Source organism: Hymenobacter translucens (genome assembly GCF_020685205.1).
GTDB classification, from domain to species: domain Bacteria; phylum Bacteroidota; class Bacteroidia; order Cytophagales; family Hymenobacteraceae; genus Hymenobacter; species Hymenobacter translucens.
Genome location: NZ_JAJERB010000007.1, coordinates 174,162 through 196,603, shown reverse-complemented (window position 1 = coordinate 196,603; position 22,442 = coordinate 174,162). Strand labels below are relative to the sequence as shown.

General features: G+C 62.7%; 14 protein-coding genes. 7 read left to right on the top strand and 7 right to left on the bottom strand.

The window, feature by feature from the left end; all coding sequences use genetic code 11:
* The first annotated feature begins 226 nt into the window (after positions 1–226).
* The 4 genes from nadE (at position 227) to lgt (ending at position 4,349) form a co-directional block, all read left to right on the top strand.
* Complete coding sequence (nadE, locus tag LJY25_RS16075; protein ID WP_227609380.1) at positions 227–2,152, top strand: NAD(+) synthase; 1,926 nt, start codon at positions 227–229, stop codon at positions 2,150–2,152.
* A 225-nt stretch (positions 2,153–2,377) separates the two neighbouring features.
* A complete protein-coding gene (locus LJY25_RS16070; protein ID WP_227609379.1) occupies positions 2,378–2,992 on the top strand; it encodes an RNA polymerase sigma factor in 615 nt (204 codons plus the stop codon).
* Positions 2,985–3,284 (top strand): hypothetical protein, encoded by a 300-nt coding sequence (locus LJY25_RS16065; RefSeq protein WP_227609378.1) that lies wholly within the window; start codon positions 2,985–2,987, stop codon positions 3,282–3,284. The genes LJY25_RS16070 and LJY25_RS16065 overlap by 8 nt, the downstream gene beginning before the upstream one ends.
* Positions 3,285–3,407: 123 nt before the next feature.
* Positions 3,408–4,349 carry a prolipoprotein diacylglyceryl transferase gene (gene lgt / locus LJY25_RS16060; protein WP_227609377.1) on the top strand — a complete coding sequence of 314 codons (942 nt, stop codon included), beginning with the start codon at positions 3,408–3,410 and terminating at the stop codon, positions 4,347–4,349.
* Positions 4,350–4,432: 83 nt separating this feature from the next.
* Here the strand turns inward: lgt and LJY25_RS16055 are convergent, their stop codons facing one another.
* Positions 4,433–5,326 (bottom strand): SdiA-regulated/phytase-like domain-containing protein, encoded by an 894-nt coding sequence (locus LJY25_RS16055; protein WP_227609376.1) that lies wholly within the window; start codon positions 5,324–5,326, stop codon positions 4,433–4,435.
* Between the two features lie 78 nt (positions 5,327–5,404).
* Positions 5,405–5,626: a membrane protein insertion efficiency factor YidD gene (gene yidD, locus LJY25_RS16050; protein WP_227609375.1), complete on the bottom strand. Its 222-nt coding sequence runs from the start codon at positions 5,624–5,626 to the stop codon at positions 5,405–5,407.
* A gap of 113 nt (positions 5,627–5,739) precedes the next feature.
* Between yidD and LJY25_RS16045 the strand changes: the two genes are divergently transcribed.
* Positions 5,740–8,031, top strand: coding sequence for a S46 family peptidase (locus LJY25_RS16045; RefSeq protein ID WP_227609374.1), 2,292 nt, complete (start codon positions 5,740–5,742; stop codon positions 8,029–8,031).
* A gap of 68 nt (positions 8,032–8,099) precedes the next feature.
* On the opposite strand, the gene LJY25_RS16040 is transcribed toward LJY25_RS16045, so the two are convergent.
* Complete coding sequence (locus LJY25_RS16040; protein ID WP_227609373.1) at positions 8,100–8,837, bottom strand: M48 family metallopeptidase; 738 nt, start codon at positions 8,835–8,837, stop codon at positions 8,100–8,102.
* 174 nt (positions 8,838–9,011) lie between these two features.
* On the opposite strand from LJY25_RS16040, the gene LJY25_RS16035 reads away from it, so the two are divergent.
* Both LJY25_RS16035 and LJY25_RS16030 read left to right on the top strand, forming a co-directional pair.
* Positions 9,012–9,866: a PorV/PorQ family protein gene (locus tag LJY25_RS16035; protein WP_227609372.1), complete on the top strand. Its 855-nt coding sequence runs from the start codon at positions 9,012–9,014 to the stop codon at positions 9,864–9,866.
* Positions 9,863–11,989, top strand: coding sequence for a helix-hairpin-helix domain-containing protein (locus LJY25_RS16030; protein ID WP_227609371.1), 2,127 nt, complete (start codon positions 9,863–9,865; stop codon positions 11,987–11,989). The genes LJY25_RS16035 and LJY25_RS16030 overlap by 4 nt, the downstream gene beginning before the upstream one ends.
* A 107-nt stretch (positions 11,990–12,096) precedes the next feature.
* On the opposite strand, the gene LJY25_RS16025 is transcribed toward LJY25_RS16030, so the two are convergent.
* The 4 genes from LJY25_RS16025 to LJY25_RS16010 form a co-directional block, all read right to left on the bottom strand.
* Positions 12,097–15,678: a reprolysin-like metallopeptidase gene (locus LJY25_RS16025; RefSeq protein WP_227609370.1), complete on the bottom strand. Its 3,582-nt coding sequence runs from the start codon at positions 15,676–15,678 to the stop codon at positions 12,097–12,099.
* Between the two features lie 349 nt (positions 15,679–16,027).
* Positions 16,028–17,971 (bottom strand): DUF3857 domain-containing protein, encoded by a 1,944-nt coding sequence (locus tag LJY25_RS16020; protein ID WP_227609369.1) that lies wholly within the window; start codon positions 17,969–17,971, stop codon positions 16,028–16,030.
* 6 nt (positions 17,972–17,977) lie between these two features.
* Positions 17,978–20,032 carry a DUF3857 and transglutaminase domain-containing protein gene (locus LJY25_RS16015; RefSeq protein WP_227609368.1) on the bottom strand — a complete coding sequence of 685 codons (2,055 nt, stop codon included), beginning with the start codon at positions 20,030–20,032 and terminating at the stop codon, positions 17,978–17,980.
* Between the two features lie 383 nt (positions 20,033–20,415).
* Positions 20,416–22,425, bottom strand: a complete 2,010-nt coding sequence (locus tag LJY25_RS16010; protein ID WP_227609367.1) for a DUF3857 domain-containing protein — start codon at positions 22,423–22,425, stop codon at positions 20,416–20,418.
* Positions 22,426–22,442: the final 17 nt, after the last annotated feature.

The following is a 22,442-nucleotide window of genomic DNA, read 5'->3' as shown; positions in this document are numbered from 1 at the left end:
ATTTGCCGGTGACGGTTCTATCCTCGAAAAAGAAAGCTGTGAATTTATTGCGAAGCCCTGCCAGTAGCTACTGGTGGGACTTCGTGCTTTTGACCGAGCCTTATTTGGTCGCAACAGGGGCTGTTTGATGCAGCTTGCGCCGGCCGCAGCGGCGAAAAGTGAGGTTTTCATGGTTTTCCACAACTTGCGGCCCCGAAAAGCAGTTGATTCCTGAAACCTTGTACTTATGCGAATAGCCGGCGCCGCCCTCAACCAGATTCCTTTTGACTGGCATCACAACCTGCGCACCATCCGCCTGGCCATTGAGCAGGCCCGGGAAGCCGGGGTGGAGCTGCTGTGCCTCCCGGAGCTGTGCCTGACCGGCTACGGCTGCGAAGACCTGTTTCTGACTGACTGGCTGCCGGAGGCCGCTTTGGAGTACCTGCAGCAGATCCGGCCCTGGACCGAAGGCATCTGCGTAGCAGTAGGACTTCCCATCCGGCAGAACCGCATCACCTACAACACCGCGGCCGTGCTGCGCGACGGGCAGATCCTGGGCTTTGCCGCCAAGCAGTTTCTGGCCAACGACGGCGTGCACTACGAGCCCCGCTTCTTCAGCTCCTGGCCCGCCGGGCAGGTAGGCAAGGTGGAATGGAAAGGGGAGGAGTGGCCGCTGGGCGACATGGTTTTCGAGCACAACGGCGTACGGTTCGGCTTTGAAATCTGCGAGGATGCCTGGCGCACCGACGATTTGCGCCCCGCCGCCCGCCTGCGCGGTCGGGTCGACCTGATTGTAAATCCGTCGGCCAGCCACTTTGCCATGAGCAAGACGGATTTGCGCTACAAGCTGGTCCTGAATGCCTCCCGAAACTTCGAGTGCACCTACCTCTACGCCAATCTGCTCGGCAACGAGTCGGGCCGCATCATTTACGACGGCGAAATCCTGGTGGCCCGCAACGGCCATTTGCTCTTGCGCAATCAGCTGATGAGCTTCAAGGAAGTGGACATGGAATTTGTCGACGTCGACTTCAGCACCCCGCTGGAGCGCGCGCCGGAAATCACCCCGCTGCCCGAGCCCGACGAGTACCGGGAGCTCAACCAGGCGCTGAGCCTGGGCCTCTACGACTACCTGCGCAAGGCCCGCAGCAAGGGCTTCGTGCTCAGTTTGAGCGGGGGCGCCGACTCCTGCATGTGCGCCGTGGCCGTGGCCGAGATGGTGCGCCTGGGCGTGGCCGAGCTGGGCGCCGAGGAGTTTATGCGCCGCGCCGGCAGCTTTACGGAAGAGGAAATCCTTCGGCTTTCGGCCCCGGCTCCTGAACCCACCGCCGCCGGCCCGAAAGACGCCTCGCTCGAAGAGCCCACGGGCGGACAGCAGACGGTCAATCAGCAACTCACCCGCCGCCTGCTCACCTGCGCGTACCAGGGCACGGTGAATTCCTCCGACGATACCTTCAACTCGGCCAAAGCCCTGGCGGACTCACTGGGCGCGGTGTTCTTCAACTGGGGCATCGACGAGGAAGTGAAAAGCTATGTGGGCAAGATCGAGCACGCCCTGGGCCGGCCCCTGACCTGGGAAACCGACGACCTGCCCCTGCAGAACATTCAAGCCCGGGTACGCGCCCCCGGCATCTGGATGGTGGCCAACGTGCTCAACTGCCTGCTCATCACGACCTCCAACCGCTCGGAAGCCTCGGTGGGCTACTGCACCATGGACGGCGACACGGCCGGCAGCATCTCGCCCATTGCGGGCGTCGACAAGGACTTCGTGAAGAAGTGGCTGCGCTGGGCCCAGGCCGAGCTGGGCTACGAAGGGCTGGCCCCGGTGAACGGCCTGCAGCCTACCGCCGAGCTGCGGCCCCTGGAGGAAAAGCAGACCGATGAGCGGGACCTGATGCCCTACGTGCTGCTCAACCGCATCGAGCGGCTGGCCTTCTACGACCGGCTCAGCCCCCGGCAGGTGCTGGCAACCATCACCCAGGAAGAAAAGAGCACCGACCCGGAGCTGCTCAAAACCTACGTGAAGCGGTTTTACACCCTGTGGTCCCGCAACCAGTGGAAGCGGGAGCGGTACGCCCCGGCCTTTCACCTTGACGACTACAACGTGGACCCCCGTTCCTGGCTGCGCTTCCCCATCCTGAGCGGGGGCTACCAGGCCGAACTCAACGCCCTGTAGCGTCCGGTGGATGGTAGCTGGGTTCTGGAAAGCCGTGAATTGCTGGCTTATGCGAATTTAACCTCTTGCACTACAGGTGCTTGTGATAAACTTGTGCCGGCATCCGCAAGTTTTCGGCACTAACGCGGCCTAAGCCAACACCATGTCGGTAGTCGCAGCAGAAGCTGGGAGCTGAACAGGCATCGTTTCTATCCTTCCGCCTTGCTGGTGTATACGCTTCCACTATTGATCGTTGAGGATTCCGGGCCTTCCGGGCCGGGGGTTGTTGCTTCCGCTGATGCCGAGCTGGTGGGGCAGCTGCAGCAGGGCAGCGAGGCGGCGTTCCGGACGCTGGTGGAGCGGTATCAGAACCGTATCTACCGCACGGTATTCGCCTTGTTACGCTCCCCGGAGGAGGCCGAAGATGTCGCGCAGGAGGTGTTCGTGGAAGTTCATCAAACGATTAACCGGTTTCGGGGCGATGCTGCGCTGAGCACCTGGCTTTACCGGTTGGCTACTTCCCGGGCCCTGAAGCACCGGCAGCGCGCCCGGGCCCAGAAGCGCTTTGCCTATTTCACCAGCCTGCTGGGCTTCGACAACCAGGTGCTGCACGAGCCGGCGGACCATGCGCACCCACAGGCCAAAATTGAGGGACAACAGCAGCTCGAGCTTTTGCTTACGCATATCGGCCGGCTACCCGATCAGCAGCAGGTGGCCTTTACCTTGCGCTACGAGCAGGAGCTGACTTATGAGGAAATAGCAGCGGTTCTCAATACGACCGTGCCGGCGGTAGAGTCCCTGCTGTTCCGGGCCCGCAAAACGCTTCGCACTTCTCTTACTCCATCCCCGCGTCATGTCTGATCTAGCCCCTCGCCCCGATACCGATGAGGAATGGGAAAGCCTGCTGCGGGAGTGGCGCGCCCAGTCGAACGTCCAGCCCCGGCCGTTTTTTTACAGCCGGGTGCGGGCCCGGCTCGTGGGTGAGGCAGCGGAGGCGCGCCCAATCCTGCCTGCCTGGCTGCGGTGGCCCAGCTATGCGGCCATGGTGGGGATAATCCTGCTGCTAAGCGGCGACGGGGCCGTAGTGCCCTCCGCTGCTACCCGCCCCCAGCCGTATCTGAGCGGGCCGCCCACCGCTTTACCCGCGCGCTGACCGGCTGCCGTCGCAGGAGGGGCTCCCGAGCCGGGGCCAATACCGCGGGGCAGCAGGCAAAGCAGGAAGCTGAATGTCTGAGTACCTTTGAGCTCTTTCCATCTTTTCGTAACAACGCTACCTATGCTTGCCTTTATCACCTGGGACGTGTCGCCCATCATTGCCGAAATCGGGCCCCTGACCTTGCGCTGGTACGGCCTGCTGTTCATGTCGGGCTTCGTGGTGGGCACCTTCGTGCTGTCGCACATCTACAAGTCGGAAGGGGTGTCGCCGCGCTGGGTGGATGTGATTACGCTGTACATGCTGGTGGGCACCATTCTCGGCGCCCGCCTCGGCCACGTGTTTTTCTACGACTGGGCCTCGTACAAAGACCATCCGCTGGAAATCTTCAAGATCTGGCACGGCGGCCTTGCCAGCCACGGCGCCACGCTGGGCATCCTGCTGGCCGTGTGGCTGTTCAGCCGCAACAATAAGTTTGATTACCTCTGGACGCTGGACCGCATCGTGATTGTCGTGGCCATCGGCGGGGCCCTGATCCGGATGGGCAACCTGATGAACTCCGAAATTGTGGGTAAGCCCACCGACGTACCCTGGGCGTTTGTTTTCCCGCGCGACACCGAGCATCTGCGGCCCGTGGGCATCGGAGAAACGTTACCGGCCGGTGCTCTGCAGGTGATGCCCGAGCCCGGCTCGTCCCCGATGGTGGCCGTGCCCCGGCACCCCACCCAGATCTACGAGGCGCTGTTCTGCGTGTTCCTGCTCATAGTGCTCTACGCCATGTGGAACCGTAAGAAAGAGCACACCCCGCGCGGGCAGCTGTTCGGGCTGTTTGTCGTGCTGCTGTTCAGTTTCCGCTTTCTGGTGGAGTTTCTCAAGGAAGACCAGGTGGCCTTTGAGCGGGGCATGAGCCTGAATATGGGTCAGTGGCTGAGTCTGCCGCTGATTCTGGTGGGCGTGTGGGTGCTGCTGCGGGCCGGCAAGAACCCCGACAACCCCTACGGCTACGCTCCCCGCGACCTGAACGCCGAAGAGGCCGGCAAGTCATCCGTACGGGTTAAGATGTAGCTTCGTAAGCTGCCTGCTCTACTTTTCGTAACCAAAAGAGCCCGTTCAGTAAGCTGAACGGGCTCTTTTGGTAGTAGGCAAGGCTACAGCTTGTACTCGTACAGGGTGCCCTGCTCGGTACTGATGTAAAGCGTACTGTTGTCATCCTTGCGAAACACAATGCCTTCGGTCTGGCCGGCGCCCTTCAGGGAAACGCGGCGCGGCGCGGCTTTCAGAGCGGCTTCGAAACTGCCGCCCTCCAGCACAAACAGCGCCTCCTGGGCCAGCAACACGATTCGGCGGCCATCGGAGCTGACATCTGCCCCGGTCACCTCGCCGGGGATGGTCAGGCTGGCCAGCAGGCGGGGCTGCTGCTCCCCGGCCTTGTCGGATAGGCTGTACACCTTGCTGGTGCTGTGGTTGGCCCGGTCTTTCGTGAACAGGTAAATCCGGCCGCCGTGCCAAAGAGCGGCTTCGCAGTCGAAGTTGCGCTGCTTCTTGCTGGGCGGAAATGCTTTCTGGTCGGGGTACGCGAAGATGATCTTGCCGATTTCCTGGGAGCCGGGCGTCACGCGGTAAATGGCCAAGTCGCGGCGGGTGTTGTTGTTGTTGCCGGCATCAATGACGAACAGCGTGCCTTTGTCGTCCTGGGCCAGGTCTTCCCAGTCGGTGTTGGGAAAGGGCAGGGTAGACTTTTCAAGCAGGCGGCCGGTCATGTCAATCTTGTAGAGCACGGGCGCGTTGCCCGCGTCGGCGTGGGTGTAGAAGGTGCCGGCAGTTTCGGCCCGGGCCAGCCCCGAGCTTTCGGATACGCCCCCGCTTAGGGAGCCAATCCGGCGCAGTCCGGGCACGGCAGCTTCGGTAAGCTGGTCTTCAAGACTTTCCTTTTTGTCTTTGTCTTTTTTGCCGCCTTTGCCGCCCTTCTCGCTTTGGGCTTCGGAGCAGCCGGTGGTAAGCATAAAAGCCAGCAGGGTGCTGCCAATCAGAATAGAACGCATAGAAAAATGGAGTAAGCTGAAAAAAAGCCCGGCCCAAATGGTCCAGGCGCGAAGTTGGCTATACGGGCCCGGGTTGGTTTAAGGTACGGGGTCGTAGCCGTGGCCGCCCCAGGGATGACAGCGGCTGATGCGGCGCAGGGCCAGCCGCCCGCCCCGCCAGGGCCCGTGCTTCTGCACCGCCTCGGCCGCGTAAGCCGAGCAGGTGGGCTGGAACCGGCAGCTGGGCGGCGTAAGCGGAGAAATCAGGTGGCGGTACACCCAGATCAAACCCAGGAAAAGTTGACGGAACAGAAAGCGCATGCGGGTGGGGGCTAGGTACCCGCAAATGAACAGCTTTTCCGTAGTTTTGGCTGTTTCAAAGCCGGGGCCTGGATGCCCCGAATTCCCACTCCATTCTCATATTTCAGTTACTCATGCTACCAAAGAACTGGGCCAAGGCCCTGCTGCTGGTGATGCTCCTGCCCCTGGCGGCCCGTGCCGACGAAGGCATGTGGCTGCCCCTCTTCGTGAAGCGCCTCAACCACGCCGACATGCAGAAGAAAGGCCTCAAGCTCACCGCCGAGGAAATCTATGACATCAACAATGCCTCCCTCAAAGATGCCATTGTGCAGCTGGGCGGCTTCTGCACCGGCGAGTTCGTCAGCGGGCAGGGCCTGATGCTCACCAACCACCACTGCGGCTACGATGCGCTGCAGAGCCACAGCACCCCGCAGAACAACATTTTGCAAAACGGCTTCTTTGCCGCTAACCCGGCCGAGGAGAAGTCCAACCCCGGTTTGTTTGTCGACATTCTGGTGCGCATGGAAGACGTGACGGCCAGGGTGCTGGAAGGCGTGACGCCCCAGGCCCCTGAGCAGGAGCGCATGACCACCATCCGCAAGCGCCAGCAGGAAATGGCCGAGGCCGCCAAGGAAAACGGGCAGTACGTAGCCTACGTGCGCGACATGTTCGGCGGCAACGAGTACTACCTGTTCGTGTACCAGCGCTTCGGCGACGTGCGTCTCGTGGGTGCCCCGCCCGAAGCGGTAGGCAAGTTCGGTGGCGACACCGACAACTGGATGTGGCCCCGCCACACCGGCGACTTCTCGATGTTCCGCGTGTACGCCTCCAAGGACAACAAGCCCACCGCCGGCTACTCGGCCAGCAACGTGCCTTACCATCCCAAGAAGCACCTACCCGTCAGCCTGCAGGGTGTGAATGAAGGCGACTTCGCCATGGTGTTCGGCTTCCCCGGCCGCACCCAGCGTTTCCTGCCCGCCGCCGGCCTGCAGCTCACGCTCGACCAAAGCAACCCGGCCCGCATCAAGCTGCGCGACACCCGTCTGAAGATCTGGAAAGAAGACTCGGACGCCGACCCGACCGTCCGCCTGAAGTACGCCTCGAAGTACGCGAGCATTGCCAACTACTGGAAGTACTTTATCGGCCAGAACGAAGGCATGAAGCGCCTGAAGACGGTGGATCAGAAGAAAGCCGAAGAGGCATCCCTGGCCCAGTGGATTGCCGCCGACCCGGCCCGCACCCCGGTGTACGGCGACGCGCTGCCCGCCATCACCCAGGCCTACACCGGCATCCGGGAGTACAACCTGAGCTCCCAGTACGTGAATGAAGCCGCCTTTGGCACCGAAATCATTGCCACGGCCTCGCGCCTGATGCCGCTTTACACCATGCTCAAGGCCCCGCAGGTGGAGAAAACGGCCCTGGACAAGGCCATTGCCGATCTGAAGGAGCCACTGGCTGACTTCTATAAGGACTACAACCTCTCGACCGACAAGAAGGTGTTCACGGCCCTGATGCAGCTCTACGCCCAGGACGTGCCCAAGGAGCAGCTGCCCGACGTGTTCCAGACCGTGCAGAAGCAGTACGGCGGCTCGATGGCGAAGTACGCCGACTACGTGTACGCCAACTCCTTTGTGGGCTCCGAAGCCAAGATGAATGCCTTTCTGGCCAACCCCACGCTGGCCAAGCTGGAGGCCGACCCAGCGTTTAAGACCTACCTGTCGGTGTACAACAACTACACCCAGACCATCCTGCCCAAAATGCAGGCCTACCAGAGCAGCCTAACGCGGGCCAACCGCCTGTACGTGGCCGCGCTGCGGGCTAAGAACACCCAGAAGGTGTACTCGCCGGACGCCAACTCTACGCTCCGCCTCAGCTACGGCACGGTGCGTCCCTACCAGGGCCGCGACGCGGTGAGCTTCGACTACAAAACCACCGCCCAGGGCATCGTGGAAAAGGAAGACCCCACTAACCCCGAGTTTGTGGTGCCCACCAAGGAACTGCAGCTGATTAAGGCCAAGGACTTTGGCCGCTACGCCGGCAAGGACGGGCAGCTGCCGGTAGCCTTCATTACCGATAACGACATCACCGGCGGTAACTCCGGCTCCCCCGTTATCAACGGCCGAGGCGAGCTGATCGGCGTCGCCTTCGATGGCAACTGGGAAGCCATGACCGGCGACCTAGCCTACGACCCCGAGCTGAAGCGCTGCATCAACGTGGACATCCGCTACGTGCTCTGGTGCATCGAGAAGCTGGGTGGCGCCAAGCACATCGTCGATGAGATGACCGTGGTCAACAACGGCCCCAACCCCGGCGTGGGTCCCCAGGCCCAGGTCAACGGCCTGCCGCTGCCCGCCGGCGAGGTGAAGAAGATCAAAGTGAAGCGCAAGAAGAAAGACACCGCCGACGCCAGTGCTTCGGTAAACTAGTCTTGCTTTGACAGCAAAAAGCCCCGGTGCCAGTGCGGCGCCGGGGCTTTTTTTATGGGCGGAGGGGGCTATTTCACCTGCTCCGTCAGCTTTTTTTTCCACTCTTCCCAGTCGGGCATGAGGCGGGTTTGCAAGTCGTAGAACTTGCTGGAGTGGTTGGGCACCAGCAGGTGGCAGCACTCGTGCAGCAGCACGTAGTCGAGGCAGCCGGGCTGGGCCTTTACCAGGTCGATGTTCAGGCGGATGCGGTTGGTTGTGGCCGTGCAGCTGCCCCAGCGGGTGCGCATGCGGCGGGCCAGCAGGGTAGGGCGGGGCAGATTAAACTCGGCGAAGCGCGGCCATACCCGGTCCAGCGCCGCCGCGAAGATGGCCGGAGCCTGCTGCCCGTACCAGGCGCTTAGCAACTGGGCGGTTTTCTCCGGGCTGTGGGGCGCCGGATACGCCAGCACCAGCTGCTCCTGCCGCAGCGCTACCCGGGCGCGGGCGGCTTGCTCCACCATCAGCGGGTATAGCTTGCCCTCGAACAGGTGCTGCTCCCCGGTTTCAAACAGCAGCGGCGGCCGCTCGGGCTGCTGGCGCTGAAAGGCCGCCTGGTGCTTGAGAATCCAGTCGGCGCGGCGCAGCACCTGGGCAGCCACCCAGCTGCGGGTGGTGCCGGCCGGGGCCGTGATGCGCACCGAGCCGTCGGCCCGGACCTGCAAACCCAGGCTCAGGCGGGGCCGGAAAACCAGGCGGTAGACGATGTCATGGTCGCCGTAGCGCACCGTTTCCAGGGTGCCTCCGGCCGGGGAGGTGGCAGTGGTCAAAACGAAACAAACGAAAGCGTACTGTTCTAAAATAGGGTAACAAAGGTGGGCCGGAAAAAGTGGTAACCGGCCGTGAGGGATGTTGCTGAATTTTATCTAAACTCCGGCTGAAATCTAGCTTATCCGTTCGGGCGGCCCCGGCGGCATTGTCATATAGTTTATCAGTACGGGCCTATGAGACTACTCTACCCTGTCGTATCGATTATGGTTTGGCTGACGCCGCAGCTGCTGGCCGCCCAGGGGAGCGGGCCCGGCCTGCGGGGCGCGCGGGCCGCCGCCCTCGGCAACGCCTCCGCCACGCTTACCGACGTGTGGGCCATCGGCAACAACGTGGCCGGCCTGGGTCAGGTAGCCCAGCCTACCGTCGGCTTCTACGCCGAAAACCGCTACCTCAGCCGGGCCCTGAATACGGCGGCTCTGGCCGTAGCTGTACCCATTGGCCCGCAGCAAGCCAACACCGCGTCGGCCCGGGGCGTGGCGGGCCTGGAGGCGCAGCGCTTCGGCGACAAGCTTTACAACGAAACGCGCGTGGGAGCCGGGTACGGCTATCGGGGTGGGCTGGTCAGCATCGGAGCCCGGGTCGACATGCTGCAGATCAGCATCGAGGGACTGGGCAGCCGCCGCGCCGTGGCCGTGTCGCTCGGCGGGCAGGCTGAGGTGGTGCCCAAGCACCTGTTCTTTGGGGCCTACCTCTACAATCTGAATCAGGCGAAGCTGGCCGAGTACCGCGACGAGCGGGTGCCGACCGTGCTCAAAGCCGGCCTCTCGTACCGGCCCACCGACAAGGTGATGCTGAACGTGGAAACCGAAAAGGACGTGCAGCAGGCCGCCGACTTCAAGGCCGGTATCGAGTACCAGGTGCTGGAGTCGCTGGCGGTGCGGGGCGGCTTCGCGTCCCTTACCCGGCAAACCACGGCCGGGGTTGGGTTCCGGGGCGGCCGGCTGCAGATCGACTACGCCGCCGCCTGGCATGCGGCCCTCGGGCTAAGTCAGCACCTGGGCGTGAGCTTACGGTTTGAAAAGCCATGAGGTCGGGATGGAAAATCAGGTGGCTGCCGCCGGTGGCCCTGGTCCTGCTGCTAAACGCGGTAGGCCCCGCGCTGGGGCAGGAGTACGTGCGCCCGGCCGTGGACCTCGACCGGCTGGTGCAGGAGCTGTTTGCCGAAATTCAGAGCGACAACGTGCCCTACGAGGATCTGTACGAAACGCTGCTGCAGTACTACCAGACCCCGCTTAACCTGAACACCGCCGGCCGGGAAGAGCTGCGCGGGCTGCTGCTGCTGTCGGAAAACCAGATTTCAGCTTTGCTCCAGCACCGCCAGGCCCGGGGTGAGCTGCTGAGCCTGTACGAGCTACAGTCAGTAACGGGCTTCGACCTGCGCAGCATCTACCGGGTGGCACCGTTTGTAACGGTGCAGCAGGGCAACGCCAACCGTACCCGCGGCCCGCTCTGGCAGCGGGTGCTGCACGAGGAAAACAACTCCCTGATGCTGCGCTACGAGCGGGTGTTGCAACAGCGCACCGGCTACACGCCCCCCGATACCACCAGTTCAGGGGCGCTGACCAGCCGCTACCTCGGTTCGCCTGACAAGCTGATGCTGCGCTACCGCGTCAGCCATACCCGCGACTTCAGCTTTGGCGTCACGGCCGAGAAAGACGCCGGAGAACCCCTGGCCTGGCGCCCCAACGACAACCGTTACGGCGCCGACTTCTACTCGGCTCACTTGATGATTCAGGAGCGGGGCCGGCTGAAAACCCTGGTGTTGGGCGACTACCAGTTGCAGTTCGGCCAGGGACTGCTGCTTTCCTCGGGCCTGCAGGTGGGCAAAGGGGCCGAAACCATTACCACCATCCGCCGCAGCAGTCTGGGCGTGCGGGCGTACTCGTCGGTACTGGAAAGCACGTTTTTCCGGGGCGGGGCGGCTACCATTAGCCTGGCCCGGGGCTGGGAGCTGACCGGCTTTTTGTCCTCCAAGCGCGTGGATGCCAACCAACAGCTGGCTGCCGACTCCCTCGCCGCCTTCGATGAGTACTCCACCGGCATCCTGCTGACCGGCTTCCACCGCACCGCGACCGAAATTGCCAACCGCCGGCGCCTCCGGGAGCAAATCAGCGGCGGAAACCTGGGCTACACCAGCCCCAGCGGCAAGCTGGCCCTGGGCACGACGGTGGTGAACACCCAGTACGGTACGCCCCTGCAGCGCAGCCCGGATCTTTACAACGCCTACGAGTTTCGCGGCCGGCACAACCTGGCGCTGGGCGTCCATTACTCCTACGTGGTGCGCAACGTGCTGCTGTTCGGTGAAACGGCCCGGAGCAGCAGCGGTGGAATAGGAACCGTAAATGGGGTGCTGGCCAGCCTCAGCCCCAGCCTGGACGTGTCGGCCCTGTTTCGGTCCTACGCCCGCGACTTTCACACGTTTTACGGCCAGGCCCTGAGCGAAAACACCCGTAACATCAACGAAAGCGGGCTGTACCTGGGCCTGAAGCTGCGGCCCATTGCCCGCTGGGAGCTGTCGGCGTACTACGACCAGTTCCGGTTTCCCTGGCTGCGCTACCAGGTCGGCGCCCCATCCGGCGGGCACGACTGGCTGGTGCGGGTAGCCTACACGCCCTCGAAAACCAGCATCCTGTACGCCCAGATGCGCATGCGCGTCAAGGAGCAGGATGCCGACGAGCCGGGTGGGCTGCTGCCCCGGCCGGTCCCGACGGAGCGGCGCAGCCTGCTTTTGTTCTACGACACTAAACCCTCGCTCAGCTTCAGCTTGCGCACCCGCCTGCAGGGTACCCACTACCGTGAGGATGCCTCGGCGTGGAGCACGGGCTACGTTCTGTCCCAGGATGCCGCCGTTACCATCACGCCCCGGGTGCAGCTTAGTGCCCGCTATGCTTTGTTCGACACCGACGATTACGACACCCGCCAGTACATCTTCGAGCAGGACGTACTGTACGCCTTCTCGGTGCCGCCCCTGTACGGTCGGGGCACCCGCCTCTACGGCATTGCCGAAATCAAGTGCAGCCGTCACCTTACGCTCTGGCTGCGCTACGCCGAAACCCACTACCGCAACGTGACGACAGTAGGCTCGGGGCTGGAAGAAATTCAGGGGCCCCGCCGCTCCGAAGTCAAGGCCCAGCTGCGGTACAAGTTCTAGCGGCGGCATCACGGATAGCCTGCGGCTTTTCCTGAGCCCGGGAGGTAAATAAAAAAGGCGGCTCCTGAATCAGGAGCCGCCTTTTTGTGGGGTAAGGTGTCGTGTGCTTACTGCTTGAGCAGGCGCGTCACGGCAGAGCCCGACGGCATGTCGATGTGCAGCTGATAGACGCCCTTGCTGAGCTTGCTCAGGTCGAGGCGGTGCTGCAAGGGAGAAGCGGTCTTGTTCAGGGTTTCGGTGGCTACCGTCCGGCCCAGCGCATCGGTTACCCGCAGGGTGATGGCACCCCGCTGGCTGTTGTCCACATTCACCTGGAAGATGCCGGTGCTCGGATTGGGGAACACCTCGATGCCGCGCAGCAGGGCCTCGTTCCGGGTGCCCAGCACGTTGGCCGTGTTGGTGAAGGCCGAAGTGCCGACGGAGTTGTAGGCGCGGACGCGGTAGAAGTAGCTGCCCGACGTCGTCACGTTGTCATCATACGAAGTGGCGCCGGCCGAGGCTACCCGGGTCAGGAACTGGAAGTTCGTGGCGCTGCCGAAGGAGCGCTCAATCTCGAAGCCCTCGGCATTGTTGGGGCTCGGCGTGGTCCAGACCAGGGTATTGGTGCTGGAGCCGCCGCTAAAGCCGCTGTTGAAGGCAACCAGAGTAGCGGGGGCATTGGGCGCATCAGCCACGGCGCACAGCTCCAGGGTCCAGGCAGTCAGGCGGCCGCCGTTGGCAATAACGTTGTCCGTTACACTCAGCGTCCAGTTACCGTTGGCCGGTTCGCCCAGCAGCGCGCTCAGCGGAGTGACGGGGCGGACGGTACCTCCCGCAGTCAGCGGACAGGTAATAGGCGTCGTAGCCTGGTCATCAAACGTCAGGGTCATATCCGTGTTACCGGGGCAGTTGCGCGAGAACAGCGTGGCAGTACGGCCCGTAGGGCTGGTCAGGATAATCCGCAGCTCGCTTACATCGGGGTGAGTAATGGTCAGGTTGCGCACCCGGATCTGGGTAACCAGTTCGCTCGAGGTTACCGGAATAACCGAGGTAACCGTGGGCGTAGCGCCGGCAAACAGAATGCGGGGCACCTGGGTGGCGGCCAGGGTCTGGCAGGTTTCGGTGCCGGTCAGGAACTCGGCCCCTGCCGAGAAGGGAGTTGTACCGCACTCACTCGTGGCCCGTACGCGCCAGTAATAGGTGGTGTTGGCCGCCAGGGCCAGGCTGGGGTAGTACGTGGTGCCAATGATGCCCGACTCCAGCAGCACGGAGGTGGCGAAGGTGCTCGACGTCGAAACCTGCACCTCGTAGGAGGTGGCATTGGGAACGGGTGCCCAGGTGAAGCCCGGGCGGCTGCCCACGCGGCGGCCGGCACCCACCGGAGAAATCTGGAAGGGAGCAATGGTTGCCAGGCCCTTGACGGTAACCTGCAGCTGCTGGGTCTGCGTCTGACTGCCGCTGGTGCCCACCAGGTCGATGGTATACGTACCCGAGGGCGTGTTCAGACCTGCTGTCAGCGTCACGAGCGTGTTGCTGCCGGTGTTCACCGTGGGGTTGGCATACGAAACCGTGAATCCGGTGGGCAGGTTGGCAGCCGACAGCGTAACGGGGCCCGTGAAGCCCTGGATGGCGCCCACGTTGAGGTCAATGCCTGTGGAAGTACCGGGGCAGAGGGCCGGCGTGGTGCCGCGCACGTACTGCGGGTCCAGAAAGAAGGTGGGCCCGTTGGGTGCCTGAATCGTGAAGTTGTTGTTGGAAATGTCGAAGAACACGTTGCCGGTAGCCTGGATCTTGAGGCGGGCCCGGCTCGAGTTACCGGCGCTGACGGGGACCGTAACCGACTCATTGCCGTCATTGGGCGTGGCCGAGGCCAGCACGATGGGGTAGGTCTGCCCCCCGTCCATCGACAGCAGAATATCTACGTTGGCCGCGTTGATAGGTGCGCGGTCGGTGCTGGCGACATTCCAGGCCACGCGCTGGGGCGCTCCGGCCAGCCAGCTCACCGTGGAAGCATCCGGGTAGTTCACCAAGAACGGCCCGGCGGTGGGAATTACCGCTACGTTCATCGAGTCGTAATCAACGCCGCCCCCGCCCACGCGGTTGTCGCGGGCTACCAGGCGGAAAATCAGCCGCCGGCCATACGAAGGCAGAATCTCACCGAGCGTCTGCCGGTTGTTCAGCAGGTCGCTGAGCTGGGGAAAGGTGCGGGTAGGGCTGGGCACGGGCGAGAACACCCGGAAGATCGGGGCGTCCCCCTCCGGCGAGTTGGGGGAGCCGGCCGGGCCCAGGTTGTACTGCTCCCAGGAATACGTCAGTGGGTCATTATCGGCGTCCGTGGCCGAGCCGGTCAGGGCGAAGGGCGTACCAATCGGAATCCGGTAGTTGGGGCCGGCATTAACCACGGGCACGTTGTTGTTGGTAGGCGTATTCACGCTGCAGTTGCCGGCACCGTTGATATGGGCCACAATCTGGTCGAAGCTGCGGGAGTGGAAGTACGGGTCGCTGTTCGGCTGCGTATCCTCGGGCCGGCAGGTACCGGCGTAGCCCATAATGGTGCTGCCGCTGCCGGGCTCATAGGACGAAGCGGCAGCGCGGGTGCCGGGGTTGGTGCAGTTGCCGGCCGTACCGCTGTTGAACGTGTGGTCGGCGCCGAACTGATGGCCCATTTCGTGGGCTACGAAGTCAATGTCGAAGGCATCGCCCACAGGGTTGGGGAGGCCGGTTACGCCGCGGGCTTTACCACCCAGGCAGACAGAAGGCTTCTGGGCAATACCGCCGCCGCCGGTGCTGAACACGTGACCGATATCGTAGTTGGCGCTGCCGATAATACGGTCCACGGTGGACTGGTTTTCGTCCAGCATCGTGGGTCCGTCATTGTTGGTGTAGGGGTCCGTGTTACGGTCGGTGAAAATCAGGTTCTGGTTGCCGGGTACGATAACCAGGCGCACGGCCAGCTCCTTCTCGTACACCCCACTCACGCGGTTGACGGAGGTAGTGATGCCGGCCATGGCGCCGGTTACGGTTCCGCCCTTGGTAGCGGCGTACTCTCCGGTGCAGGCAATGGCCAGGCGGTAGGTGCGCAGGGTGGTGCCGTTCGGGATGCGGGCCTGCGTCGTGGGCAGGCCGGGCGTGGTGCCCACCACGTCGGTGTTAAGGCAAACCGCGCCCAAGGTACCGGGCGACATCGAGCGTTTCTCAAACACCAGGTGGTGGGTGACGTCGCCGGCGGCAGCCGGGTCAATGAAAACCGTTCTGCTGCCAATCAGAATCATGGCGTGAAAACCAGCCGGTGTTACGTCGAGGCGGGCTGTTGCGGAAGGATCGTCGATGCCCTGGGCCTCGTAGGTTTTAATCGTGGGAAACAGCGCCGCCAGCTGGGGATGCATCACGGCTACCTCTACCACCCGGAAGCGGCCGGAGGTGCCGTCGGGCAAAGGCAGCGACATTACCGTGGTGGACCGGCGGGCGCCGGCGCCCTGGGCGGCGGGTGCCTGGTCAAGCACGCTGCGGACGGCCGCAAGCTGGAAGGCAACCGGGCGGTAAGACGAGAGGGCAGCCGTGGTCGTGCGGGCTGCGGCGGGCAGCTGGGCGTCGTCGGACCACAGCACCCGCTGGGCGGTGGCTCCGCGGGGCGTGCCGGCGGCGGCCAGCAGCAGAGCACCCGCCAGGGCTGGCCGCCAGCTGCGCGGAATAGTAAAGGTTGAAAGCATAGAGATGGGGATGGAAAAAGGAAACGTAAGGGGTGGCACGGAGTCGGTGCTGTAAAGGCCCTAAGATACAGGTTTTTGAGAATTGACGGACGCCCAAACCCGGTTGGGTGCTGGTAGACTGACCTGAAACGAACCCTGCGGGTTGCTTGCCCGAACCCACAAAAAAGCCCGGCTCCGACGGTAGGCGGCAGCTGGTAGGCCGGTGGTGGGCTCGGCATTCTTTCCGGAAAAAGCAACACGTGCCCGGGTAATGGTCAGCGCGCACCGGCAGCCCCGATGCCCGGACGGCACCAAAACAAGAAGCCCTCCGCTTTTGGCAGAGGGCTTCCCATAAGAAGGTCGCTTGACGTTAAATATCCGTTTTCACGAGCACCAGCTGAGCTTTGTCGCCCACGCTGATCCGGCGGCGGAATTCCTGGTAGGCTGCATACTGGGTCCGCGAGAACCGGGTAGCCGGCATCTGCAGGCGGCGCACGTACAGCAGGCTGCCGTCGGGCAGGGCCTGTAGCTGGGTGGAGTAGGTGCCAAAGTCGGTCTTGACCTGTACCGGTCCGGGCAGGCTTTCGGGCTTAAAGCCCGCCGGCATATGAATCCGCACCGTGTCGGCGTGGGTGAAGGCGTTTTCAAGCCAGATGTCCGTGTGCCGCTCCCCGGTCATGGGCCTTGGTGCCGGCAGGCGGCTGAGCAGGTTAGGCGTCAGAAACACCCGCTTGCCGCTGGGAGGTGCGTAGCTGGGCAGGGACAATTCGAGCTTCTCCACAATGGCGGGCAGGGCCGCCTGGCGGTTGGCGGTCAGGCTGAACTTGGTGATGCTGAAGCTGGACAGAGGCAGCCGGTCGGCAATGCGTTTTTTCTGGTCGGTGGCGTTCAGGTTGTGCATCAGCTGCTCGTAGGAGTCCTGCTCCATACCGGTCCGAACGGTGCGGACGGAGGCTGTAGCGCTGCCCTGCGGATCGATGTACACATCGGTGGTCCGCTCCCGACGGTTGTCGGCGGCGCCGTACTGCGGCGTGCGCACCAGCTTGCCCCCGGCGGGCGTAAGCAGCAGGGCGTGGCGGTTGCCGGTAAAGGAGCCCATGTAGCCGAAGGCCGTGCTCTGGCTGGTGCATTCCAGCCATACGGTATCGGGCCGGGCCGACTTCTGCAAGGGCACGCACAGGACCACGTGGTTGAACTGGCTACTGGGGAAGGCTGTCTGAATGTCCGGCTTGTCGGCCCGCACCAGGGCGCAGTAGGCCGTCACGTCCGCCGCTTTCAGCAAGGCCATGCAGTAGTTGGTCAGGGCTTTGCAGTCGCCGTAGCCATTGGTGCTCACCGTGGCGGCAGGAATGGTCTGCCAGCCGCCGATGCCAAGCTGGATGGAAATGTAGCGGGTGTTGGCCTGCAAATACTCGTACACCTTGCGGATGCGGACCCGCTCGTCGGCTTCGCCCTGCACCAGGGCTGCAATCTTGGCTTTAACGGGTTCGGGCAGCACGTCGCGGCCGGCGTTGAGTTCGTAGCTCCACCGGCCCAGGTTCTGCCAGGAGTCCAGCTTGCCGTGATAACCCTGCACCTCAAACTCGCTTGGGGCCGTCCGCACGCACGGGGCCACCTCCGAAATGGGCGGCCCATCGGGCTCTTCTTCCAGGGCGGTCAGGTTCCGGACCGACCACGCGTACACGTCGAGGGCTTTTTCCTGGGTGTGGGCCACGCTTACGCCGGTCGGCAGATGAAACTCCTTGTAGCGCAGCGGCAGGAAATCGGGGGTAATAACCGTGAAGGTGGATTGCTCCACGGCCACTTCTTCCTGCTCCTGGGGCTGCCAGTTCGAGTAGAACAGCGGATTGCTCGATACGATTTCGTACTCGAACTCCACCGTGTAGGGGTAGATGGGCTGGCGCAGGTCAGCCACCCGGCCGCGGTTATCGTTGGCCAGGCTGAAGCCGTCGGAAAGGCTGAAGTCCTTGATATCCGATGATTTAAGCTGGCGCACCGACTTGCCGGCGGCATTGTAGAGGGTGCCGCGCAGGTAGGAAACGGTGTTGAGCTGGTCGTAGGGCACCAGGATATAGCCCCACTCACTGCCCGCCTCATCCAGTACCGTCACCACCCGGCGCACCGTCGAAACCGTCCGGCTCACCGACTTCACCGTCAGCACCTCATCCTGGTCCCGGATAATGGCATGGGCATTCACGCGCAGCCCGGCCGCCAGCGCGTCCACGCTGTAGTCGGGTTTAATTCCGCTGGCCCGGGCCTCCGGGGCAGCCAGGAGTCCGCCCAGCAGCAGAAAAACAGAGGAAGTAATTCGCATGGCGGCTTAGGACTTCTTTTTCAGCACGATCTGCTCGGCCTGCTTGGCCAGGGCCCGGGTGTAGAACTCGCGCAGCGAGGCATACTCCTCGGCCGAGTACACGGCCTTGCGCAGGTTCAGCCGGCTCACGATCTGCAGGGTGTTCTGGTTGGGCGCGATGTTGTACACGAACCGGCCGCCGTTGTCGGGCAGCTCCAGGGCGATGGGCTTGGGCAATTCTTCCACCACGTAGCCGGCGGGCAGGGTCAGGGTCACCATCAGGGTTTCGTCCATCGGGGCCCCGAAGTCGACCGGGAACATGCGGCCTTCGCGCACAAACGGGTTCTTCTCGTCGCTCAGGCTGCGCAGCGGGTTTAGGTAAAGCGTACCGGCGGGGGCATCGCCACCCGGGGACGTAAACTCATAGTCCATGGCCAGGGGCTTCTGCACGGTGGCGCGCTCGGCAAAGGTGTACTTGGGAATGCTCCAGCCTTCGTGCCCCTCAGCCATTTCCTCCACGTACTTTTTCTCGCCCAGCTTCTCGATCCGGCCGCGGTGGTACAGGGCCGAGTAGCCGCCGTGCTCGTGGTGAATCTTGCCGCTCAGGCCGCCCTTCTCGTCGAGTACGAGATTGATCTGCCGGTACTCGGTAAAGTGCTGACTGGGCGTAAGGTCCACCCACGCCGACTCCTGGTCGTTGGGTAGCACCAGGCGGCCGGCTCCGTTCAGGCAGCGGGCGGGCAGCATCCCGCAGGGAGCCAGGTCCTCGGTGGCATCCACCAGCAGTTGCTTGTTGTCGGGCAACACCACGCTGGCTACTACATAGTTGAAGTTCGCGAGCATAACAAAGCTGGTGTTGATCATGCCGTGGCTGCGGGTGCTCAGCACCAGGGGGTGAACCGTAAGGCCGGCTTCGCGCAGCAAAGCAATCAGCAGCAGGTTCACGTCGGCCGAGTTGCCGCTGTGCTTGTCGAAGGAGGCGCGCAGGCTGTTGGAGGCGTACAGGCGGTCCATTCCGTTGTACTTCACTGATTTGCGCGCCAGGTCGTGGATAGCGGCAATGCGGGCCTGGGGGTCGGCGTGCTGCGCTACGATGGTGGCCACCTTGTCCTTCAGGAAGCCGCCCCGGCTCAGCTGACCGCCGAATTCGTCGTCTTCGAGCAGCTCTTTGGAAATCTTGTTCCAGTCGCCGGCCACGTTGATGTAGGGCCGCCCCGGCATCTTGGTGCCGGCCAGCTCGAAGTTGATGCGGGCCATGAAGTTGTTGGCCGTCGTCATGTAGGGCTCTTCCCGGAAAGCGGGCAGGTCCTTCATGGCCCAGCGGAAGTTATCCACTTTGGGGGTGAGCGTCTCGGTGCTGGCCTGCTCCCGGCCACTGCCGTGAGTGAATTCGCCGCTGAACCCGCCGGCCGAGCGAATGGTCATCTGGGTGGTGCCTTCGGTGTGCTCCTGCACGGCCAGGGACTGGTAGCCCTGCATCAGCTTTTTGTAGTCGAAGTACTCCGGGATGCTTACCCGGTACTCGCTCCAGCGCACCGGAATCTCGTGCTCGAACTGCCAGTCCTGGAAGTTGAACAGAAAGTCGGAATTCACGATGTAGGTGTACTCGATGATGCTGCCTTCGCGCACGTTGGGCATCGTGAACTTGCGGATGATGTTGTTAGGCGTCAACTGCTCACTGAACACGGCCGTCGACTCCAGCTTGTCCTTCACCAGCTGGCCGCCCACCACGTTGTACGTGAAGCCGCGCAGGTTGACAAGCTTTTCCTCCTGGGTATTCTTTTTATAAAGCGGCACCTTCACGGTGGCCCAGTCGTAGCCCGACTTCTTCAGGATCTTGATGCGCGTGACCCGCTCAAAGGATACCCGGAAGCTATTGTTGACCAGATCAATCCGGCTGCGGCCGTAGTCGCACAAAATGACGGCCTCGGCGGCGCTGTCGGCCACGAAGTTCTTTTCGTCGAGGTCTTTGAGCTCGACCTTGCCAAACTTGATCGGGTCGGCCTGCCCGAAGGCCGGAAGCTGGGAAACGCAGCCCAGCACAACGGCCAGGCTCAGGCATCGGAGTAAAGTTGAAGCCATAAAAAAAAGGAAAACAGATAAGTGAATCACGCCAGCTTCTGGCGCCTGGAATACTTACTAGCAAACATCCTGATCAAGCCGGAAAATGACCGATGACCAGCATAAGGGCATGAAGGGTAGGATAAAAGTGCAACTGTTTCCTGAGTAAAACAAATTCGAACGTAGAAACCCAGGTAGAAAAATACCGAATGGTTGAGCTTGCGCGCGGTTAAACGGCTGACTGCTACCAACTCCCTGCCGGTCTGGAGTTCGGGTGGTCAATGCCCTCCCTGGCGGTGCAAGCGGGAACAACAGGAACCCGGCAGAACAATAGCTCCCGCCAACCGGCATGCTGCCCGCTTTGGTACGTTGGGCCGTCAGCCCCGTGCCGCCGCTCTGGTTCCTCAGGACTTCTTTTTCAGCACGATCTGCTCGGCCTGCTTGGCCAGGGCCCGGGTGTAGAACTCGCGCAGCGAGGCATACTCCTCGGCCGAGTACACGGCCTTGCGCAGGTTCAGCCGGCTCACGATCTGCAGGGTGTTCTGGTTGGGCGCGATGTTGTACACGAACCGGCCGCCGTTGTCGGGCAGCTCCAGGGCGATGGGCTTGGGCAATTCTTCCACCACGTAGCCGGCGGGCAGGGTCAGGGTCACCATCAGGGTTTCGTCCATCGGGGCCCCGAAGTCGACCGGGAACATGCGGCCTTCGCGCACAAACGGGTTCTTCTCGTCACCCAGGCTGCGCAGGGGGCTTAAGTAGAGCACGGAGGCCGGAGCATCGGCGCCGGGAATGGCGAAGGTGTAGTCGAGCGTCAGGGGCTTGTGCAGGGCGTCGCGCTCGGCAAAGGTGTACTTGGGAATGCTCCAGCCCTCATGCTGCTGGGCCAGCTCCTCCACGTACTTCTGCTCGCCCAGCTTACGAACTTTGCCGCGCTGACTCAGCGCGGCGTAGCCGCTGTGCTCCTGGTGCACCTTGCCGCTCAGGCCGCCTTTCTCATCCAGCACCAGATTGATCTGCCGATACTCCGTAAACCGCTGGGCCGGGGCCAGATCAGTCCAGGCCAACTCGTTAACCTGGGGCAGCACCAGGCGGCCCGAGCCGTTGAGGCAGCGCATCGGCAGCAGACCGCAGGGGGCCAGCTCCTCGGTGGCATCCACCAGCAGCTGCTTGCCGTCGGGCAACGTCACGCTGCCTACCACATAATTGAAGCTCGACAGCATCGGGAAGCTGGTATTGATTACGCCATGGTCGCGGGTGCTCAGCAGCAGGGGGTGAACCGTAAAGCCGGCTTCGCGCAGCAAAGCAATCAGCAGCAGGTTCACGTCGGCCGAGTTGCCGCTGTGCTTGTCGAAGGTGCTGCGGAGCGTTTTGGAAGTGTAGAAGTGGTCCGAGCCGTTGTACTTCACTGACGTGCGCACCAGGTCGTGAATGGCGGCAATGCGGGCCTGAGGGTCAGCATTTTTGGCCACCAGCGCCTTTACTTCGTCTTTCAGAAAGCCGCCCCGGTCCAGCTGGGCCCCGAAGTTTTCGTTTTCCAGCAGCTCCTTGGAAATTTTGGCCCAGCTGCCCGATACGTCGCGGTAAGGCTCTTCGGGAAATTTCATGCCAGCCAGCTCAAACTTCATACCCGCCATAAAGTTGCGGGGGCTCGTCATGTAGGGCTCTTCGCGGAAAGCAGGCAGGTCCTTCATGGCCCAGCGGTAGTTTTCGACGCTGACACTGTTGTTACGGACTCCGCTGTATCCCCGCAGCGGCATCTGGGTAGCCCCGGTAGTCTTTTCCTGCACGGTCAGCGGGTAGTAGCCCTGCATCAGCTTTTTGTAGTCGAAGTACTCCGGAATGCTGGCCCGGTACTCGCTCCAGCGCACGGGAATCTTATGCTCAAACTGCCAGTCCTGGAAGTTGAACAGAAAGTCGGACCCGATGGTGTAGGCATATTCAATGATGCTGCCTTCGCGCACGTTGGGCATCGTGAACTTGCGGATGAAAAAATTAGTGGAGTTCTGCTCGGTGAAGATGGCCGTCGACTCCAGCTTGTCTTTCACCAGCTGGCCGTTCACCACGTTGTACGTGAAGCCGCGCAGGCTGCTGAACCGCTCCTGGGTACCGCCGAACTTTACCAGCGGCACTTTCACGGTAGCCCAGTCGTAGCCCGACTTCTTCAGGATCTTAATGCGCGTGATCCGCTCGAAGACCAAGTGGAAGCTGTTATTGACCAGCTCTACGTGGCTGCGGCCATAATCGCACAGAATGACGGCCTCGGCGGCACTGTCGGCCACGAAGTTCTTTTCGTCGAGGTCTTTGAGCTCGACCTTGCCAAACTTGATCGGGTCGGCCTGCCCGAGGGCCGGAAGCGGGGAAACACTGCCCAGCATCAGGGCCAGGCTCAGGCACCGGAGTAGAGTTGAAGCCATAAGTGAAAAAGGAGTAA

What these genes read in the sequence shown, in the direction of transcription:
- nadE (WP_227609380.1), top strand. Translation starts at nt 227, where the DNA reads ATGCGAATAGCCGGCGCCGCCCTCAACCAGATTCCTTTTGACTGGCAT.
- LJY25_RS16065 (WP_227609378.1), top strand. Translation starts at nt 2,985, where the DNA reads ATGTCTGATCTAGCCCCTCGCCCCGATACCGATGAGGAATGGGAAAGC.
- lgt (WP_227609377.1), top strand. Translation starts at nt 3,408, where the DNA reads ATGCTTGCCTTTATCACCTGGGACGTGTCGCCCATCATTGCCGAAATC.
- LJY25_RS16055 (WP_227609376.1), bottom strand. Translation starts at nt 5,326, where the DNA reads ATGCGTTCTATTCTGATTGGCAGCACCCTGCTGGCTTTTATGCTTACC.
- yidD (WP_227609375.1), bottom strand. Translation starts at nt 5,626, where the DNA reads ATGCGCTTTCTGTTCCGTCAACTTTTCCTGGGTTTGATCTGGGTGTAC.
- LJY25_RS16045 (WP_227609374.1), top strand. Translation starts at nt 5,740, where the DNA reads ATGCTACCAAAGAACTGGGCCAAGGCCCTGCTGCTGGTGATGCTCCTG.
- LJY25_RS16035 (WP_227609372.1), top strand. Translation starts at nt 9,012, where the DNA reads ATGAGACTACTCTACCCTGTCGTATCGATTATGGTTTGGCTGACGCCG.
- LJY25_RS16030 (WP_227609371.1), top strand. Translation starts at nt 9,863, where the DNA reads ATGAGGTCGGGATGGAAAATCAGGTGGCTGCCGCCGGTGGCCCTGGTC.
- LJY25_RS16025 (WP_227609370.1), bottom strand. Translation starts at nt 15,678, where the DNA reads ATGCTTTCAACCTTTACTATTCCGCGCAGCTGGCGGCCAGCCCTGGCG.
- LJY25_RS16020 (WP_227609369.1), bottom strand. Translation starts at nt 17,971, where the DNA reads ATGCGAATTACTTCCTCTGTTTTTCTGCTGCTGGGCGGACTCCTGGCT.
- LJY25_RS16015 (WP_227609368.1), bottom strand. Translation starts at nt 20,032, where the DNA reads ATGGCTTCAACTTTACTCCGATGCCTGAGCCTGGCCGTTGTGCTGGGC.
- LJY25_RS16010 (WP_227609367.1), bottom strand. Translation starts at nt 22,425, where the DNA reads ATGGCTTCAACTCTACTCCGGTGCCTGAGCCTGGCCCTGATGCTGGGC.